General features: G+C 67.7%; 15 protein-coding genes. 10 read left to right on the forward strand and 5 right to left on the reverse strand.

Annotated features, from left to right (window positions below; translation table 11 throughout):
* Positions 1-4 precede the first annotated feature (4 nt).
* A complete protein-coding gene (locus tag H289_RS0124130) occupies positions 5-685 on the reverse strand; it encodes an NYN domain-containing protein (protein WP_225433812.1) in 681 nt (226 codons plus the stop codon).
* 14 nt (positions 686-699) lie between these two features.
* On the reverse strand, positions 700-1,503 hold the full coding sequence (gene trmB, locus H289_RS0124135; RefSeq protein WP_029105677.1) for a tRNA (guanosine(46)-N7)-methyltransferase TrmB: 804 nt from the start codon (positions 1,501-1,503) through the stop codon (positions 700-702).
* A gap of 133 nt (positions 1,504-1,636) precedes the next feature.
* On the opposite strand from trmB, the gene H289_RS0124140 reads away from it, so the two are divergent.
* The 3 genes from H289_RS0124140 to H289_RS31225 all read left to right on the forward strand — a co-directional run bounded on the left by H289_RS0124140 (position 1,637) and on the right by H289_RS31225 (position 6,377).
* Positions 1,637-2,632 carry a hypothetical protein gene (locus H289_RS0124140; RefSeq protein WP_155944249.1) on the forward strand — a complete coding sequence of 332 codons (996 nt, stop codon included), beginning with the start codon at positions 1,637-1,639 and terminating at the stop codon, positions 2,630-2,632.
* Between the two features lie 216 nt (positions 2,633-2,848).
* Positions 2,849-4,678 (forward strand): phosphoenolpyruvate carboxykinase (GTP), encoded by a 1,830-nt coding sequence (locus tag H289_RS0124145; RefSeq protein ID WP_020103416.1) that lies wholly within the window; start codon positions 2,849-2,851, stop codon positions 4,676-4,678.
* A 445-nt stretch (positions 4,679-5,123) separates the two neighbouring features.
* Entirely contained in the window at positions 5,124-6,377 is a 1,254-nt protein-coding gene (locus H289_RS31225) for a calcium:cation antiporter family protein (protein WP_051128575.1), read from the forward strand.
* On the opposite strand, the gene H289_RS0124155 is transcribed toward H289_RS31225, so the two are convergent.
* Positions 6,278-7,987: a GMC family oxidoreductase gene (locus tag H289_RS0124155; protein WP_020103418.1), complete on the reverse strand. Its 1,710-nt coding sequence runs from the start codon at positions 7,985-7,987 to the stop codon at positions 6,278-6,280. The two genes, H289_RS31225 and H289_RS0124155, sit on opposite strands and share 100 nt — an antisense overlap.
* 267 nt (positions 7,988-8,254) lie before the next feature.
* Here H289_RS0124155 and fadD4 point away from each other — a divergent pair, with 267 nt between their 5' ends.
* Genes fadD4 through H289_RS0124170 form a run of 3 tightly spaced genes read left to right on the forward strand, consistent with a single transcriptional unit; the run spans position 8,255 to position 11,808 of the window.
* Positions 8,255-9,772: a fatty-acid--CoA ligase FadD4 gene (fadD4, locus tag H289_RS0124160; RefSeq protein ID WP_020103419.1), complete on the forward strand. Its 1,518-nt coding sequence runs from the start codon at positions 8,255-8,257 to the stop codon at positions 9,770-9,772.
* Position 9,773: 1 nt separating this feature from the next.
* Positions 9,774-10,757, forward strand: a complete 984-nt coding sequence (locus H289_RS0124165) for a MaoC family dehydratase (RefSeq protein WP_353582954.1) — start codon at positions 9,774-9,776, stop codon at positions 10,755-10,757.
* A 19-nt stretch (positions 10,758-10,776) separates the two neighbouring features.
* Positions 10,777-11,808, forward strand: coding sequence for a PucR family transcriptional regulator (locus H289_RS0124170; RefSeq protein ID WP_020103421.1), 1,032 nt, complete (start codon positions 10,777-10,779; stop codon positions 11,806-11,808).
* Positions 11,809-11,814: 6 nt separating this feature from the next.
* Here the strand turns inward: H289_RS0124170 and H289_RS0124175 are convergent, their stop codons facing one another.
* Positions 11,815-12,243, reverse strand: coding sequence for a PaaI family thioesterase (locus H289_RS0124175; RefSeq protein ID WP_020103422.1), 429 nt, complete (start codon positions 12,241-12,243; stop codon positions 11,815-11,817).
* A 205-nt stretch (positions 12,244-12,448) separates the two neighbouring features.
* Between H289_RS0124175 and H289_RS0124180 the strand changes: the two genes are divergently transcribed.
* From H289_RS0124180 to H289_RS0124195, 4 genes are read left to right on the forward strand one after another with little or no spacing between them, the layout of a single operon-like run.
* Complete coding sequence (locus tag H289_RS0124180) at positions 12,449-13,009, forward strand: nuclear transport factor 2 family protein (RefSeq protein WP_020103423.1); 561 nt, start codon at positions 12,449-12,451, stop codon at positions 13,007-13,009.
* Entirely contained in the window at positions 13,002-14,684 is a 1,683-nt protein-coding gene (gene casI, locus H289_RS0124185) for a steroid-22-oyl-CoA synthetase (protein WP_020103424.1), read from the forward strand. The genes H289_RS0124180 and casI overlap by 8 nt, the downstream gene beginning before the upstream one ends.
* A gap of 11 nt (positions 14,685-14,695) precedes the next feature.
* Positions 14,696-16,258, forward strand: a complete 1,563-nt coding sequence (locus H289_RS0124190; protein WP_020103425.1) for an FAD-binding protein — start codon at positions 14,696-14,698, stop codon at positions 16,256-16,258.
* A 43-nt stretch (positions 16,259-16,301) separates the two neighbouring features.
* On the forward strand, positions 16,302-17,447 hold the full coding sequence (locus tag H289_RS0124195; RefSeq protein ID WP_020103426.1) for a 3-ketosteroid-9-alpha-monooxygenase, oxygenase component: 1,146 nt from the start codon (positions 16,302-16,304) through the stop codon (positions 17,445-17,447).
* Between the two features lie 66 nt (positions 17,448-17,513).
* Here H289_RS0124195 and H289_RS0124200 read toward each other — a convergent pair whose 3' ends face one another.
* Positions 17,514-17,783: a hypothetical protein gene (locus tag H289_RS0124200; RefSeq protein WP_020103427.1), complete on the reverse strand. Its 270-nt coding sequence runs from the start codon at positions 17,781-17,783 to the stop codon at positions 17,514-17,516.
* Positions 17,784-17,998: the final 215 nt, after the last annotated feature.

Raw genomic sequence — 17,998 nt, forward strand, 5'->3', positions numbered from 1 at the left:
TTTCCTAAACGCGCGAGCTCAGCAGCGCGGACAACGGCCGGAAGGGCTGCAGCCAGGCGCCCTGATCAGGCAGCGAATCCAGGCCGATTCGCGGCAGCGGCTCCCGGAAGACACCAGGGATGTCTTCCAGGTCGACGAAGTCCAAGGTATCCGACGCTAACGCCCAACTGGCATGTTCGCGAAATCCGACGACGGTCGCGGGAGTGCCGTCGTGAGCGATGTCCTCGAGCGGTTGGCGGAACGCCTGGCCGTCGGCAGAGGCCACATAGATGCCGGCCAGACCCTCGCTGCGGCGCAGCGCGATGTGCGCCAGCATGTCGCTGTCGACGTCGCTGTCCTCGTCGGTCTTCGGCTTGGCGAACACCGCGAAACCGACGTTACGCAGGGCCTCCACCCAGGGGCGCACGACGTCGGCGCTACCGGGGGCGATGTTGGTGAAGACGGTCGCCTCGGGCTCCAGGGACACCGGCGGCTGGTCCGGACGCCGGCCGTTCGCGATCTCGCTGGTGCGGGCCAGCAGCCAGCGGCCCAGCGCGTCGAAGCGGGGCCGGTGGGCGGCGGTCGGACGGCCGCCGAGGATCGACCCGAGGCCCATGTCGAGGTTCGGTGCGTCCCAGACCAGCAGCACCCGGTGCGGCCGGGGGCCCGGCGGCGGGGTGGGCGGGTAGGGCTTGACCTGTGGGATGGCCTCGGTGATCGTCACTCGGGCTTCTCCCAGATGAGCTCGGTGATGGGACTGCCCATCCGCATGCCCCGCGCCTCATATTTGGTCGTGGGCCGCTGGACGGAGATCGGCAGGTCGGCGTCGGCCGACGTGCGCTTCAGTGTCGGCTCGGCGTCGCCCACTTCGGCGATCTGCACCGCGTAGTCGGCGTGGTCGGTGGCCGCGTGCAGGATGCCGCCGGGCCTGAGCCGGCTGGAGATGAGCGCCACCGTCTCGGCCTGCAGCAGCCGGCGCTTGTGGTGGCGGGCCTTGGGCCACGGATCCGGGAAGAACACCCGCACCGCCGTGAGGGCGCCCGGGGCGATCATGTGTTCCAGCACATCGACGCCGTCACCGCGGACGAATCTCACATTCGTCAGGCCGGCCCGGTCGACGCCGCCGAGCAGCTGGGCCAGGCCCTTGCGGTAGACCTCGACCGCGATGACGTCGAGGTGTGGTTCCTCCTGTGCCATGGCCAGCGTCGAGATGCCGGTGCCGCTACCGATCTCCAGCACCACGGGCGCGGTGCGGCCGAACCAGGCGGCGGTGTCGATCAGCGGGGCGGGCTCGCCGTCGTCCGAGCGGGCGACTTTGCCCAGCTCAGGCCACCGTCGGTCCCAGGTGCTCTGTTGCTTGGTGGACAGGCTCGAGCGGCGGGACCGGAAGCTGGTGACGCGGCGGTGCTGGTGGGTGGGCGCGGCGGTGGTTTCGGCGGCCGGTTCGTTTTCGGCCGCCGAGGCGCCGGCCGACGAGGCAGCGTCGTCCTCGCGCTGGGCATACATCCGTCCATCGTCTCTCATTCGGCTGTGAGAGCCCGCATCGTGGTGCAGATTGATACCCAACAGTTGCCTGGAAAACGGCGTCGGTCACACCGGCGCGGAGGTGCGACGATGGCTTCGGGTGGGGTGGTGGGAAGAACACCGGGGGTACGTGGTGTCGGGGGATCTTTGGCAGCGGTTCACAGCTGCTCTGCGGGGGCTGACGGACGAGGTGCCGGGGCTGGCGCACGTCGTCGTGGGCCCCGATGTGGGCGACGCCGCCGGCCGGTACCGGTCGATCTGTGCCGTCCTGGGCGAGATTGACTGGGTGGCAAGCGAATTGGACGACGATCGGGTGTACCGGTGGTTGGCGTCCGACGCGATAGCGGCCCTGCGGACCGCCGCGGCGACGGCAGCGCTGGCGGCCGACGGATTGGTGGTCGACGCCGCCATGGACCCCGACGCCCACCTGCGGCGGGCGCTGCACTGGCGACGCTATGGCCGTCGTACCCCCTCTGACCTGCACCGTCGCTGTGCCGCAGACGTCAGCCGGGGGTCGTTGCGGCTGCTCGCGCGCGCCGGTGCGGGGCCGGTGACGTCCCGGCTGGAACTGCAGCGCATCCGGCTGGAGCTGGTCCGCGACTCCCGTCGGCGATACGGCGACCTGCATGCCGATCTGCTCGCCCGGGTGCCGTCCCGGCGGGCCGCGGCCGGGAGTTTCGAAGCCGGTGCCCGCGAGCGGTTGGCCGAGGTGGCCGAGCGGCTCCGCGACGACACCGCCCTCGCGCTGGGCGCTCCCGGGCCTGCCGACCGGTGGCCGGTGCCCGTCGTCCCCGGGCCGGTGCCGGCCCAGCGCCCGGACGAGATGTGGCTGGGGCTCGTACTGGGCGCGGGTTTCGGTCTCGGCGCGGCACTGGGGCTGGCCAGGATGGCGACCGGGCTGGCCGGGGTGCCCGACGGCGTCGGCGGTCTCGTGGGATTGGCGCTCGGTCTGGTGCTGACCGTGGCGGTCATCGGCGGCCGCGCCCGGCTGCACCGGCGGGCGGTGCTGGACCGGTGGGTCGGGACCGCCGTCGCGGCGGCGCGGCAGGCGAGTGAAGAGGAACTGGCGTACCGATTACTGGAGGCGCAGGCGGGCTTGGCGTCCGCACATCACAAAACGAAAAATTGACCGCTTTACGAATTGTGCCCATCGAGGCCGTCGCGCTACTGACGAGTAACCGCCCGTCGGCGCCCTCAAACGCATTACCTGCGGGTTCAGGAGCGCCGATTGGGCTTTCTGAATCGTTCTTGTGAGAGATCGGACAGCGGCCCGATTGTCCACTTGTATGTCACTCACGTTAACCTCTAAAGAGGTATAGCTGCGATTTGCGAGCAGGAGAATTTGATGACCTCAGCGACCATTCCCGGTCTCGACGCCGCTCCGACCAATCACGCCGGGCTGCTCGCCTGGGTGCGTGAAGTTGCGGAGCTGACTCAGCCCGACCGGGTGATGTTCGCCGACGGCTCGGAAGAGGAGTATGACCGCCTCGCCGCTCACCTCGTCGCCGCCGGCACGTTCCAGAAGCTGAACGAAGACAAGCAGCCGAATTCGTATCTCGCACTGTCGGATCCGTCTGACGTCGCCCGTGTCGAGTCGCGCACCTTCATCTGCTCGGAGCGCGAAGAGGACGCCGGCCCCACCAACAACTGGATGGACCCGGCCGAGATGCGCGGCATCATGACCGACCTCTACCGCGGTTCCATGCGCGGCCGCACCATGTGGGTCGTGCCCTTCTGCATGGGCCCGCTGGACGCCGAGGATCCCAAGCTCGGCGTCGAGATCACCGACTCGGAGTACGTCGTCGTCTCGATGCGCACCATGACCCGCATGGGCGCCAAGGCGTTGGCCAAGATCGGTGACGACGGCTTCTTCGTCAAGGCGCTGCACTCGCTCGGTGCGCCGCTGGAGCCGGGCCAGGCCGACGTGCCGTGGCCCTGCAACGAGACCAAGTACATCACCCACTTCCCCGAGACCCGCGAGATCATGAGCTACGGCTCGGGTTACGGCGGCAACGCGCTGCTGGGCAAGAAGTGCTACTCGCTGCGCATCGCCTCGGCCATGGCGCACGACGAGGGCTGGCTCGCCGAGCACATGCTGATCCTCAAGCTCATCTCCCCGGAGAACAAGGCGTACTACATCGCTGCGGCGTTCCCGTCGGCCTGCGGCAAGACCAACCTCGCGATGCTGCAGCCCACCATCCCGGGCTGGCGCGCCGAGACCGTCGGTGACGACATCGCCTGGATGCGCTTCGGCAAGGACGGCCGCCTGTACGCCGTCAATCCCGAGTTCGGCTTCTTCGGCGTCGCGCCGGGCACCAACTGGTCGTCGAACCCGAACGCCATGAAGACCATCGCCGCCGGCAACACCGTCTTCACCAACGTCGCCAAGACCGACGACGGTGACGTCTGGTGGGAGGGCTTGGAAGGCGAGCCGGAGCACCTCATCGACTGGAAGGGCCAGGACTGGATCCTGCGCGAGACGGAAACCAAAGCGGCGCACCCGAACTCGCGCTACTGCACCCCGATCTCGCAGTGCCCGTCGGTCGCCCCCGAGTGGGACGACCCGCAGGGTGTGCCGATCTCGGCGATCCTGTTCGGTGGCCGTCGCAAGACGACCGTGCCGCTGATCACGCAGGCCCGCGACTGGCAGCACGGCGTGTTCATCGGCGCCACCCTGGGCTCCGAGCAGACCGCCGCCGCCGAGGGCAAGGTCGGCACCGTGCGCCGCGACCCGATGGCCATGCTGCCGTTCCTCGGCTACCACGTCGGTGACTACTTCCAGCACTGGATCAACATCGGCAAGAACGCCGACGAGTCCAAGATGCCGAAGATCTTCTTCGTCAACTGGTTCCGCCGTGGCGACGACGGCCGCTTCCTGTGGCCGGGCTTCGGCGAGAACAGCCGCGTGCTGAAGTGGGCCATCGAGCGCATCGAGCACCAGGCCGAGGGCAAGAGCACCCCGATCGGCATTGTTCCCACCGCCGCTGACCTGGACCTGGCGGGTCTGGACGTGTCGGCCGCCGACGTCGACGAGGCGCTGGCCGTGCGTGTCGACGAGTGGCAGAACGAGCTGCCGCTGATCGAAGAGTGGTTCGAGTTCGTCGGCGAGAAGCTGCCGACCGGCATCAAGGACGAGTTCGACGCCCTCAAGCACCGCTTGGCTGAAGAGGCCTAAGGCGCTATCCCACGCAACCACACAACCCCCGGTCTCCCAGGAGATCGGGGGTTGTGTGTATTTGCGGCTACTTCGCCGCGCCTCTTCGTTGATCCTGCGGTGGGGGCGGGAAAGTGCGAGTGGCGAGGACCCTGGGCGCAGGGTGAACGTGGCCAGACGGTTGACTCTGCGCTGGGGGCGGGAAAGTGAGAGTGGCGAGGACCCTGGCCACAGGGTCAGCGAGGACGGTCGACGGCCCTGTCCGCGCTCGACGGCTCCCCGGCGCCCTCGAACAGGGTTAGCCACACAATGAAGTTAGGGTAGCCGAACTCAAAAGGTTCACAACGCTGACCAGCAAATTCAGCGTTGCAAGCTGAACCTAATTCGTAGCAACACTAAGTTGCTGGCGTCGTTTTGGGCGGCTAACGTCAGCGGCGTGACCAGCACCCGATCAGCCCGACCGACCATGCGTCGGCCGCTTGTGCGATCCCTGTTGCTGGCCGCTGCGTTCGTTCTCCCGGCGGTGGCGCTGCGCCTCGCCGGCGTGCACCCGAACCCCGTCGTCTCGCTGCTGGCCTACGGCGCGGCTGTCGTCGCCGCCAGCTTCGTGCTGGCCTGGGCGGCCGAAGCGGCGCAGGTCGACGTGTCCGGCGGCCTCGCCATCGCCGTTCTGGCCCTGATCGCGGTGCTGCCCGAATATGCCGTCGACCTCTACTACGCCTACGTCGCCGGCCACAACGCCGAGTACGTTCAATACGCCGCTGCCAACATGACCGGCTCCAACCGGCTGCTCATGGGTATCGGCTGGCCGGTCGTGGTGATCGTCGGCCTGTATGTCGCACAGCGCATGTCGGCCGATAAGACCAGCAAATCGATGCTGGCGCTGGAACCCGGCAACCGCGTCGAGCTGGGTTTCCTGCTCATCGCCGGACTCGTCGCGTTCATCATCCCGACGACCGGCCGCATCCACCTCGTGCTCGGTGTGGCACTGCTGGCGTGGTTCGGCTTCTACCTGTACAAACTCACCCGCGGCGAGCCGGAGGAGCCCGAGCTCGTCGGTACCGCGGCGGCCATCGGCGCGCTGCCGGACCGGGCCCGCCGCATCACCGTCGTGACGTTGTTCGCGGTGTCGGGCGCTGTCATCCTGATGTGCGCGGAGCCGTTCGCGAACAGCCTGATCAACGCCGGTACCGAGCTGGGCGTCGACCGCTTCCTGCTGGTGCAGTGGCTCGCGCCGCTGGCCTCGGAGGCGCCGGAGTTCATCATCGCGACCATCTTCGCCTCGCGGGGCAAGAGCACCGCGGCGATCGCGACCCTCATCTCGTCCAAGGTCAACCAGTGGACGCTGCTGATGGGCTCGCTGCCCATCGCCTACCTGGCCGGTGGTGGCGGCACCGAGCTGGTTCTCGACGGTCGGCAGGTCGAGGAGGTGCTGCTGACGGCCACCCAGACCATGATGGGCGTCGCGCTGATCCTGTCGCTGCGGTTCCACCGGGCGACGGCGTGGCTGCTGTTGGCGTTGTTCGTGGTGCAGTTCCCGATCACGTCGACCACCGGCCGCCTGCTGCTGTGCGGCGTTTACGGTGCGCTGACGGTGGTGGGCTTGATCATCAACCGTCGTCACATCGTCGCGACGCTGCGGGCACCGTTCAGTGCCGGCGACCACGACGTCGACGGCGTGCGGTTCGACGGCCGGGAGCTGTCGATCGTCGGTCGGTGACCGCGGTGCTGACCGGCGCGAACCGGGGTGTCCAGGATGAGGTCGGCGGCTCGCGCCGCCATCGCCATGGCGGGCGCATTTGTGTTGCCGGACACCATGATCGGCATGATCGACAGGTCGGCCACCCGTAGTCCGTCGATGCCGCGGACCCGCAACTGGTCATCGACGATGTCGCCGTCGTCCGGTCCCATGCCGCAGGTGCCGATCGCGTGGAACCCGGTGAGCCCCTGCGTCATCGCGGCGTGCAGGAGCTCGTCATCGCATTGGGTGTCGGGGCCGGGCGTCAGCTCCGTGGCGATGAGGTCGGCGATGGGCGACTGCTGGAACACCTCGCGCATGGTGCGCAGCACCCCGATGGCAGCGGTCCGGTCGTGGGCGGTGGCCAGATAGTTGGGGTCGATCATCAAGGGGTGGTCCGGATCGGGTGAGCTGATCCAGACGGCGCCTTCCGACGTCGGCCGGAGAATCTCGCCCATACAGGACAGGCCGGGTAGACGCTCGACGCTGCCGCCGGCGCCGGCCAGTGTCAGCGCGGTGACGAGCATCTGTCCGTCGACGCGCGGCTGGTCGGGTCCGGTCTTGAAGAACGCGAGCACGTCGCCGGTCGGTGCGGCCAGCGGTCCGCGGCCGCCGGCGGCATACCGGATCGTGGACCGAACCTTGCCGCAGGTGGTCGCCAGGTGCCGGTTGTGCCCGATGTTCCGATTGAGCCGGTAGGTGTTCACGAGCGTCCGGTGATCCCGCATGCGCCGCCCGACGTTCGAGCGCTCCAGGTAGCGCGGCACGCCGGCGTCCGCGAGTACCTCGCTGGGCCCGATTCCGGAGAGCTGCAACAGTTTTGGTGATCCGAGGGCGCCGAGGGTGAGGATCACTTCGCGATTCGCCCGGACCACCGTCGACAGCCCGTCGATCCGGATCACCACACCCGTGGCCCGGCCGCGGGTGAACTCCAGTCGCTCTGCCGTCGCGCCGGTGAGCACCTGCAGGTTGGGGCGGGCGCGCACCGGGTCCAGGAATGCGGTGGCGGCGCTGACGCGCCTGCCGTTGTGGATGGTCGCGGGCGAAAGCCCGATGCGCGGTTCGTCCGTTTCGTTCAGGTCGCCGAGCGGGCGCATGCCCAGGCGGGTACCGGCGGCGATCGTGGTCAGCGCGAGCGGATCGGGGTCGCGGACGACGCTGATCGCCAGTTCACCGCCGAAACCGCGCGTGGATGACTGGCCGATGGTGTTGTGTTCGAAGCTTCGGTACGCGGCCAGGATGTTGTCCCAGTCCCAGCCGCGATTGCCCAGCTTTTCCAGTTCGTCGAAGTCGGCTTTCTGGCCTCGGTTGTAGACCATGCCGTTGACCGAGCTCGATCCGCCGAGAACCTTGCCGCGCGGCCAGAATTCAGTGGTGCCGTGGGGGCCGAGGGGGATGGTCTGGTGCTGCCAGATGTACCGCGGGTCGCCGAACAGGCGACTGCCGAGTTTGGGGACGCGAAGATACGGGCTACGCGCCCGGCCACCGGCTTCGATGAGGAGTACCCGGTTGCGGGGATCGGCGGACAGGCGATTGGCGAGTACGCAGCCTGCCGTCCCGGCGCCCACCACGAGGTAGTCGAATGTGGCCATCGCGACCTCCGGTCGGCGTCACTCAAACTTTGCCAAAATCACAGTCGCAAGCTCACGACATCGACAGATAGTCGCATAGATCTGCAAAATATGTCGACTACAGCTACTTCTGGCGATTTGCTGAGAGTTTGCCAAAGTTGCAGGAATAGCAGAATATCGGCCGTCTTCCGGGCGATGCCGGCCGTCGCCGAGTGGTTGTTGAAGTCGCAGGATTCCGCCCGTCCGCCTTCTTGACAGGTGTCAAGTCACCTGTCGTAGAGTGCCGTCATGCAGATTCGCCAGCACGTGGGCAGTGGGAAACCGGCCGTCATCTTGCACCCGTCCGGCACGGTGGTGACGTTCGACGAGCTGGAGGCCCGGGCCAACCGGCTGGCTCATCATTTCCGGGCCAACGGGCTGGTCGAGGGTGACGTCGTTGCCATCCTGATGGAGAACAACGAGCACATGCACGCGGCGATGTGGGGTGCGCGGCGCAGCGGCTTGTACTACGTGCCGATCAACATCCACCTGACGCCGGCCGAAGCCGCCTACATCATCGAGAACAGCGGAGCCGCCGCGGTGATCGGCTCAGCGGCTCTCAGCGACACGTGTGCCGGTCTGGCCGAGCACCTCACGGGCGGGCTGCCCAAGCTGCTCATGATCGCCGACGGCGAGCTGCCGGGCTGGGACCGCTACCCGGAATGCGTTGCGGCTTATCCCGATACGCCGATCGACGACGAGATCGAAGGCGACCTGCTGCAGTACTCGTCGGGCACGACGGGGCGCCCGAAGGGCATCAAGCGCGAGCTGACGCACCTGCCGCCGGCCGAGGTGCCCGGGCTCATGAAGATGCTGATGAGCTTCTGGCTCCCCAAGGATGCCGTCTACCTGAGCCCGGCGCCGCTGTACCACACGGCGCCGTCGGTGTGGTCGATGCAGATTCAGGCCGAGGGCGTCACCACGGTCGTGATGGAGAAGTTCGACGCCGAGGGCTGTCTGGACGCCATCGCACGCTACGGCGTCACGCATGGCCAGTTCGTGCCCGTGATGTTCACCCGGATGCTGAAACTGCCGCAGTCCGTGCGGGATTCGTATGATCTGTCGTCGCTCAAGCGCGTCATGCACGCCGCCGCGCCGTGCCCGGTGGAGATCAAGAAGCAGATGATCGACTGGTGGGGTCCGATCGTCGACGAGTACTACGCCTCCTCCGAGGCCATCGGCTCCACCCTGATCACGGCCGAGGACTGGCTGACGCACCCCGGGTCGGTCGGCAAGCCGATGCTGGGCGTCCTGCACATCCTCGACGAGGAGGGCAACGAGCAGCCGCAGGGCGTGCCCGGCGAGATCTACTTCGAGGGCGGGAACACCTTCGAGTACCTGGACGATGCCGAAAAGACCGCGGCCTCAAGGGATGCGCACGGCTGGGCGACCGTCGGCGACATCGGTTACCTCGACGAGGAGGGCTACCTCTACCTGACCGACCGTCGGCATCACATGATCATCAGTGGCGGGGTGAACATCTACCCGCAGGAAGCGGAGAACGTCCTCGTCACGCATCCCAAGGTGATGGACGCCGCGGTGTTCGGCATTCCGGATGCCGAGATGGGCCAGAGCGTGAAAGCGGTTGTGCAGACCGTGGATCCGGCCGACGGCACCGAGGAGTTCGGTGTGGAGCTGCTGGGCTGGTTGCGAGACCGGCTGACGCATTACAAGTGCCCGCGGTCCATCTCGTTCGAAGAACAATTGCCGCGGACCGACACGGGCAAGCTGTACAAGCAATCGCTGATCGAGAAGTACTCTGGCTGACGTGCCCACTGGCGGACCGTTTTTCGAGGACCTCAGCATAGGTCAGGTTTTCGACTGGGCGCCCGGGATGACGCTCACCGACGGCGCCGCGGCAGTGCACCAGGCCATCCTCGGCGACCGGATGCGGCTGCCGCTCGATGCCGCGTTGACCGCCGCGGTCACCGGATCACCGCGGGCATTGGCGCATCCGGCGCTCGTGTGCGACGTCGCGATCGGTCAGTCGACCCTGGTGACCCGCCGGGTCAAGGCGAATCTGTTCTACCGCGGGCTGCGGTTCCACCGCTTCCCGCACATCGGCGACACCATCACCACCCGCACCGAAGTCGTTGGCCTCAAGCAGAATTCAGCAAAACCAGGCAGGCCGCGCACGGGTCTGGCCGCCCTGCGCATGATCACCATCGACCAGGACGGCCGCACGGTGCTCGACTTCCACCGGTGCGCCATGCTGCCGCTGCGCGACGACGCCGACGACACCGGCCACGCCGACGACCTCAGCATCATCGGCACCACCGCTCCCGGCCTGCCCGACCCCGCCGCGGGATGGAATGCCGACGCCTGGCGCTCCGCGGTGCCCGGCCACAATTTCGACCCGGAGCTCGCCGGCCAGGTGATCACCAGCACGGCCGACGTCGTCAGCAGCGCCCCGGAACTGGCCCGCCTGACGCTCAACATCGCTGCCACGCATCATGATTCGCGTGTGGCCGGCAGCCGCCTGGTGTACGGCGGGCACACCATCGGCCTGGCATTGGCGCAAGCCACCCGGCTCCTGCCGAACATCGTCGGTGTCCTGGGCTGGGAGTCGTGCGACCACACCGGCCCCGTGCACGAGGGCGACACCCTCTACAGCGAGCTGCACGTCGAAGCCGCGCACGAGGCGCCGGGCCGCGGCGGGACACTCGATCTGCGGTCCGTGGTGTTCGCCGTCGACGGTGACGGCCCCGACCGGCAGGTACTGGACTGGCGGTTCAGCGTCCTGCAGTTCTGACCATTGCCACAATGGCGGCGTGAGCACGTTGCGGTTGTCCGAGCTGGGCAGTGACCCGGAGTCGGTACTGCGGCTCGTCCGGTTCTTCGACGACCTCGACGCCTCCGGTGTCGACGGGGTGCTGGAAGCGGCGCAGGTCGTCGCCGGGTGTCCCGTCCACGTGCGCTGGGACGGCGCGGCGCCGGAGGTCTGGCTGGAGCGCGACGCCCCGGCCCACCCATTGGACGGCGTCCTGCTCGACCGGGTGCGGCACACGCTGGGTGACATCGGTGCCCGGGTGCCGCCGAGCTTCGGCGACCCCGCGCTGGTCGAGGTGGTGCTGTCGAGCCGGGAGCGTCCCGAAGACCGGGCGCGGGCGATCAGGCTGCTGGGGCTCGACGAGTCCCGCGAGGTCCGGGTGCTCGCGGTGTCGGCGCAGTCGTCGCCGGAAGCGCTGCGGGTCATCACGTCGGCCCTGACCGCGGTGTCGGTGCGGACCGCGGACTTGGGTACCGCGACGGCGGTGGTGTGCCAGGGCCGCACCAACACCCGGGCGCTGTCCGACGAGCTGGACCAGGCGATCGTCACCGCGTTCCCGGCGCCGCTACCGGTCGGCGCCGACCGGGGGCCGTGGGTCGGCCTCGGGGCGGCCGGTGGCGTGTTCGCCGCGCCGACCTCGTGGGCGCAGGCGTTGCGGGCGCTGCGGTTCGCGTCGTCGACCGGCTTCGGCCGGCGTGCCGTCGCCTACGAGCGGCTCAGCGCGCTCGAGCTGCTGGCCGAGCTGCCCCCCGAGGCCACCCGCGGCAGCCACGCGCTGACCCGCATCAACGAGATCGCCGCGACGCCCACCGGCCGGCTGCAAGTCGAGACGGCCGAGGCGTTCTGCGTGTTCGGGTCCCTGCGGCGGACGGCCGAGGAGCTGCACGTGCACCACAGCACGGTGGCCGCGCGGCTGGCGCACATCGAATCCCAATTGGGTTGGGACATGGACGATCCGCTGGACCGGTTCTCCGCGACCCTGGTCTTGATGATCCGGCGGATCGCGTTGTCGTCGGCGGAGCTGACGGACTGAGCCGGGTCAGCCCGCCAGCGGAACGATCATGAACGTGGCCGTGGACCGGGCCAACACCCGCTCGGCGGCATCGACGATCGAGCATTCACAGCTCAGCAGTCGGCGACCGACATTCACCACCTGGGCTTCGGCGACGAGTGGCCCGCCGTGCGGCTGCCGGTAGTAGCGGACGTGCATGTCGGTGGTGACGGGGATTTCTGCTCCGAGGTCGAAGAGGCCTTCGAGGCAGAAGCCGGACGCGGCGTCTGCGAGCGTCGCCAGCATCCCGCCGTGGATGCCGCCGGGCGCGACGCCTTCGAGGTCTGGCGCGAGCGGCATCGACAGGATCGCGACGCCCTGCTCCTGCCACACCACGCTGAGCCGCAAATGGCGGTGAACGGGGGACCGCCGCAGATCTTCGGTCGCTTCGAGCGGATCGCGGAACGCGTGCGCCATGGCCGGGCACCTCCTGTCGCGCGGGAGATCCGCATGTTATCGCCCTCGGCAACGGCTGACACTGATTAGCTACATCCGACGTTCGTCGGGAAATTTGCGCGCAAAAGCCGACGTACGTCGGATGACCGGGCCCGGCCCGGTTCGTGATGATGGCCACACCACGCTGAACAGCCCATGCTCAGTCGCAGACCCAAGGAGTATCCACATGGCCATCATCGACCCCACCAAGACCTGGGAACTGGTGGAGGAACGCCTGTCGCGCACGACGAACGAACGCCACCGCCAGGTGTTGAGCATCGTGCTCGAACACATGAAGGCGGAGGCCGTGCCGGACATGGATCGCCTGATGGCCACGTTGTCCCCGAACCCGGACTACCACTTCTGGTACGCCAACACCGATATGGGCCCGAAGACCACCGAGGGTGTGCGCGCGTACTACGAGGCGTTCGTCGCCAGCGGTGCCAATCACCTCGTCTTCGAGATCGATCGCCTTGCCGTCGACGATGATCTGGTGATGACCGAAGGCTGGATGAAGATGATCTACCCGGGCGCGTCCGCGCAGGCGATCGGCGTCGACGTCGAAGACCCCAACGGCGACTACCTGCTCGTGTTCCGTCAGCTCATCAACTGGCCGATCGATGCCGACGGCCTGATCGTCGGCGAGGATGCCTACCAGACCGGCCCGGTCAGCGTCACCAAGCTTGGCGTGGCAGACCTGCCGCAGGCGTACATCGACCAGAAGAACGCCGCCGCCGCCAATGCCTGAACGTCGCGAGGACATCGCAACCCTGCTGCTCGACCGCCTCGGCGACGAGCGGCTGGGGCTGCGTACCCGGGACCAGGACTGGACCTGGGACGAGGTGGTCCGCGAGTCCGCCGCCCGCGGCGCATACGCCGCCGAGCTACGGGCTGACGGCCCCTTCCACATCGGCGTGCTGCTGGACAACGTGCCCGACTTCCTCTTCTGGCTGGGCGGTGCCGCCCTGTCCGGGGCGACGATCGTCGGCATCAACCCGACGCGCGGCAACGCGGAGCTGGCCGGCGAGGTCCGGCATGCGGACTGTCAGCTGATCGTCACGGATTCGGCGGGGCGGGAACGGCTTTCGGGACTCGACCTCGGCCTGACACCCGACCGCATCCTCGTCATCGACGACCCCGCCTACCAAGAAGCGATTTGTGCACGAAAATCCGCGGCAGGCGCGGAAAATCGTGCACAAATCACGGCGGCACCGGGCGTCGGCGCCGAGTCGTTGTTGTTGCTGCTCTTCACCTCCGGCACCACCGGCGCGTCGAAGGCCGTCAAGTGCAGCCAGGGCCGCCTGGCGTGGATCGCCTACTCGGCCGTCGACAAGTTCAACCACGTCCGCGACGACGTCGACTACTGCTGCATGCCGCTGTTCCACGGCAACGCCATCATGGCGCTGTGGGCGCCGGCGCTGGCCGTCGGCGCGACCGTCTGCCTGACCCCGAGCTTCTCGGCGTCCGGGTTCCTGCCCGACGTGCGCTACTTCGGCGCGACGTTCTTCACCTACGTCGGCAAGGCGCTCGGCTACCTGCTGGCCACACCCGAACAGCCCGACGACGCCGACAACCAGCTCAATCGCGGTTTCGGCACCGAGGCCTCGCCGGAGGACCAGGCCTACTTCAAGCGCCGGTTCGGCGCGGAGCTCTTCGAGGGGTACGGCTCCAGCGAGGGCGGCGGCGCCGTCGTACTCGACCCGAACCAGCCCGAGGGAGCGCTCGGCCGGCCCGCCCATCCGGGCGTCGCGATCGTCAACCCGGAAACGATGATCGAGTGCGTCCCAGCGGTTTTGGACCGGCACGGCCGCATCCTCAACCCGGACGACGCCGTCGGCGAGATCATCGACAAGCTCGGCACCAAGAAGTTCGAGGGCTACTACAAGAACGACGCCGCCGACGCCGACCGGATCCGCAACGGCTGGTACTGGACCGGAGATCTCGGTTACCTCGACGAGAACGGCTTCATCTACTTCGCCGGCCGGCGCGGTGACTGGATCCGCGTCGACGGCGAGAACACGTCGGCGTTGTCCATCGAGCGCGTGCTGCGGCGTCATCCCGAGGTGATCGCCGCCGGCGTGTACGCGGTGCCGGACCCCCGCTCGGGTGATCAGGTGATGGCGGCCATCGAGGTCGCCGACCCGATCCTGTTCGACGTCGACAAGTTCGTGCAGTACCTGAACGACCAGGACGACCTGGGTAAGAAGGGCACGCCGCGGTTCCTGCGGATCTCGGACTCGCTGCCCGTCACCGGCTCCAACAAGGTGCTCAAGCGCGAGCTGCAGGCGGACAAGTGGCACACCGACGAACTGGTGTACCGCTGGGTGGGTCGGGGCGTACCGGTTTACGGCCTGATGTCCGACGATGCCAAGCGCGCGTTGGACGATGAGTTCACGCAGTACGGACGGCAGCGATACCTATAGGGAGTTTGGGCATGACGGACTGGGACTCGACGGTTGACGTGCTGGTGGCGGGCTCCGGTGGCGGCGGCGTCACCGGTGCCTATACCGCCGCGCGTGAGGGACTCGAGGTGCTGCTGGTCGAGGCCACCGACAAGTTCGGTGGCACCACTGCCTACTCCGGGGGCGGCGGCGTGTGGTTCCCCTGCAACCCTGTGCTGCAGCGGGCCGGCACCGACGACACCATCGAGGACGCGCTCGAGTACTACCACGCCGTCGTCGGCGACCGGACGCCGCGCGAGCTGCAGGACACCTACGTCCGGGGCGGTGCACCGCTCATGGAGTACCTGGAAGCCGATCCGAACATCAAGTTCGACATGCTGCCCTGGCCGGACTACTTCGGGAAGATGCCCAAGGCCCGGCTGGACGGTCAGCGGCACGTCGCGGCCCGTCCGCTGAAGATCGAAAAGGCGCCTGAATTCAAGGAATTGGTGCGCGGCCCGCTCGACAACGACCGGCTAGGCGTCCCGCAGCCCGACGACTACTTCATCGGCGGCCGCGCGCTGATCGCTCGCTTCCTGGTGGCGCTGAAGCAATACCCCTCGGCGGCAACACAACTCAATACCGCGCTGGTCGAGCTGGTCACCGAGGACGGTGCCGTCGTCGGAGCCGTTGTCGAGACCGACGGGGTCCGCAAGGCGATCAGGACGCGCAATGGTGTGCTGCTCGCGGCCGGCGGCTTCGAGGGCAACGACGAGCTGCGGCACAAGTACGGCGTGCCCGGCGAGGCGCGAGACACCATGGGGCCCTGGGGAAATCTGGGTCAGGCGCATGAGGCGGGCATCGCCGTGGGCGCCGACACCGATCTCATGGAGCAGGCGTGGTGGTCGCCCGGCCTGACCCATCCGGACGGTCGCAGCGCGTTCGCGCTGTGGTTCACCGGCGGCATTTTCGTCGACCAGGACGGCAAGCGGTTCGTCAACGAGTCCGCGGCGTACGACCGCATCGGCCGTGTCGTCGTGGACCGGCTGGCCAAGGGCGAGATGACGTTGCCGTTCTGGATGATCTACGACGACGGCGAAGGCGGAGCCGCCGGCGTTGTTCCTCCAATAAAAGCCACCAACGTGTCCATGGTCGAGACCGAGAAGTACGTCGACGCCGGGCTGTGGCACACCGCGGACACCCTGGAGGAGCTGGCCGCCAAGATCGGGGTCCCGGCCGAACAGCTCGCCGCGACCGTCAAGCAGTTCAACGAATACGCCGACGCCGGCTCCGACCCCGACTTCGGCCGCGGCGACGAGGCCTACGATCGCGCCTTCTCCGGCGGCGCCTGCCCGATGGTCCGGATCGACAAGGCGCCGTTCCACGCCGCCAAGTTCGGCATCTCCGACCTGGGCACCAAGGGCGGCCTGCGGACCGACACCACCGGCCAGGTGCTCGACACCGCCGGCAACCCGATTCCCGGGCTGTACGCGGCGGGCAACACCATGGCCGCGCCGAGCGGCTACGCCTACCCGGGCGGCGGCAACCCGATCGGCACCAGCATGGTGTTCTCCCACCTGGCGGTGCTCGATATGGTCAAACGAGAGGCTTCGTAAGGGTCCCGGTTCCGGGGTTCGGCGAATTCGAAAGGAGCACAAGATGACTGAGGCTGAGGTCCGTCATATCGACGCCGGTGTGGAGATGACGCGGTTCGCCCGCGGCTGGCACTGCATCGGGCTGGCGGAGTCGTTCCGGGACGGCAAGCCGCACTCGGTGCAGGCGTTCGGTACCAAGCTCGTGGTGTTCGCCGACTCCACCGGCGCCATCAAGGTGCTCGACGGGTACTGCCGGCACATGGGTGGTGATCTGTCGCAGGGCACGGTCAAGGGTGACGCGGTGGCGTGCCCGTTCCATGACTGGCGTTGGGGCGGCGACGGCAAGTGCCAGCTGGTGCCGTACGCCAAGCGCACGCCGCGGCTGGCCCGCACCCGGGCCTGGCAGACCACCGAGGTCAACGGGCAGCTGCTGCTCTGGCACGACCCCGAGGGTTCGACGCCCGGCCCGGAGCTGACCCCGCCGACCATCGAGGGTTACGAGGAGGGCCAGTGGTCGCCGTGGCAGTGGAACTCGCTGTTGATCGAGGGGTCGCACTGCCGCGAGATCGTCGACAACAACGTCGACATGGCGCACTTCTTCTACATCCACCACGCCTACCCGACGTACTTCAAGAACGTCATCGAGGGCCACACCGCCAGCCAGTTCATGGAGTCCAAGCCCCGGCCGGACTACGCGACCCGCGAGCTCTGGGACGGCACGTATCTGCGTTCGGAGGCGACGTATTTCGGGCCGGCGTACATGATCAACTGGCTGCACAACGATCTGGCCCCGAACTTCACGGTCGAGATCGCGCTGATCAACTGCCACTACCCGGTGACGCATGATTCGTTCGTGCTGCAGTGGGGAGTGGCGGTGCAGAACAATCCGGCGTTGCCGGCGGACAAGACCGAGAAGCTGGCGGCGTCGTTGAGCCGCAGTTTCGGAGACGGCTTCATGGAAGACGTCGAGATCTGGAAGAACAAGACGCGCATCGAGAACCCGCTGCTGACCGAGGAAGACGGTCCGGTGTACCAGCATCGCCGCTGGTACGAGCAGTTCTATGTCGACGTCGCCGACGTCAAACCCGACATGGTCGCCCGCTTCGAGCAGGAAGTCGACACCACGCACGCCAACGACCTGTGGCACGAAGAGGTCGCGAAGAATCTGGCCAACCGCACCCCGGTCGGCAAGGCGCACGCCGTCCAGTAGTCGTCGAAAAGCACTGAGCCGCCCTCGTTTCCGAGGGCGGCTCAGTGGTCGGTCGGGGTGTCGGACCTAGCGGGCCGGGTGCGCCTGCGGGCTCTGCACGATGGCGGCGAGCTGGCCCAGGTTCTGCAGCTTGTCCATGTCCGGGGCGGACGGGACCGGGACCGCGGAGAACGCCGGCAGCACCGGGTCGGCCGGCTTGTCCTGCAGCATGCCGAGGGCCATGTAGCCGGCCACGCCCAGACCTGCCGCCGTCAGCACCACCACAGCGGTGGAACGCCGGAACAGCTGCCGCAGGGGGCCGATGTTTTCGGTCGTCTGATGGGTCAGGGTGGTCATTGCCGTGCCTCTTCTCGGTGAAGATCACGACCGAGGTGGTCGTTGGTCTGTTCAACAACCATGCGCCCCGAAATGCTTCCCCGCAAGGGTTTATTTGATCGGCTAATATTTCGAAAATAGGCTGTGACCTGCGTAAACATCAATTAGATAGTATAATCTAAGTAACGAAGATCACGTTCGCGCGCCGCTGGGCGTGCGGGATCGACAGTGCCGCA

This window comes from Mycobacterium sp. 360MFTsu5.1 (assembly GCF_000383495.1).
GTDB classification, from domain to species: domain Bacteria; phylum Actinomycetota; class Actinomycetes; order Mycobacteriales; family Mycobacteriaceae; genus Mycobacterium; species Mycobacterium mucogenicum_B.

What these genes read in the sequence shown, in the direction of transcription:
- trmB (WP_029105677.1), bottom strand. Translation starts at nt 1,503, where the DNA reads ATGAGAGACGATGGACGGATGTATGCCCAGCGCGAGGACGACGCTGCC.
- H289_RS0124155 (WP_020103418.1), bottom strand. Translation starts at nt 7,987, where the DNA reads ATGGCCACATTCGACTACCTCGTGGTGGGCGCCGGGACGGCAGGCTGC.
- casI (WP_020103424.1), top strand. Translation starts at nt 13,002, where the DNA reads ATGCCTGAACGTCGCGAGGACATCGCAACCCTGCTGCTCGACCGCCTC.
- H289_RS0124190 (WP_020103425.1), top strand. Translation starts at nt 14,696, where the DNA reads ATGACGGACTGGGACTCGACGGTTGACGTGCTGGTGGCGGGCTCCGGT.
- H289_RS0124145 (WP_020103416.1), top strand. Translation starts at nt 2,849, where the DNA reads ATGACCTCAGCGACCATTCCCGGTCTCGACGCCGCTCCGACCAATCAC.
- H289_RS0124180 (WP_020103423.1), top strand. Translation starts at nt 12,449, where the DNA reads ATGGCCATCATCGACCCCACCAAGACCTGGGAACTGGTGGAGGAACGC.
- H289_RS0124200 (WP_020103427.1), bottom strand. Translation starts at nt 17,783, where the DNA reads ATGACCACCCTGACCCATCAGACGACCGAAAACATCGGCCCCCTGCGG.
- H289_RS0124175 (WP_020103422.1), bottom strand. Translation starts at nt 12,243, where the DNA reads ATGGCGCACGCGTTCCGCGATCCGCTCGAAGCGACCGAAGATCTGCGG.
- H289_RS0124195 (WP_020103426.1), top strand. Translation starts at nt 16,302, where the DNA reads ATGACTGAGGCTGAGGTCCGTCATATCGACGCCGGTGTGGAGATGACG.
- fadD4 (WP_020103419.1), top strand. Translation starts at nt 8,255, where the DNA reads ATGCAGATTCGCCAGCACGTGGGCAGTGGGAAACCGGCCGTCATCTTG.
- H289_RS31225 (WP_051128575.1), top strand. Translation starts at nt 5,124, where the DNA reads ATGCGTCGGCCGCTTGTGCGATCCCTGTTGCTGGCCGCTGCGTTCGTT.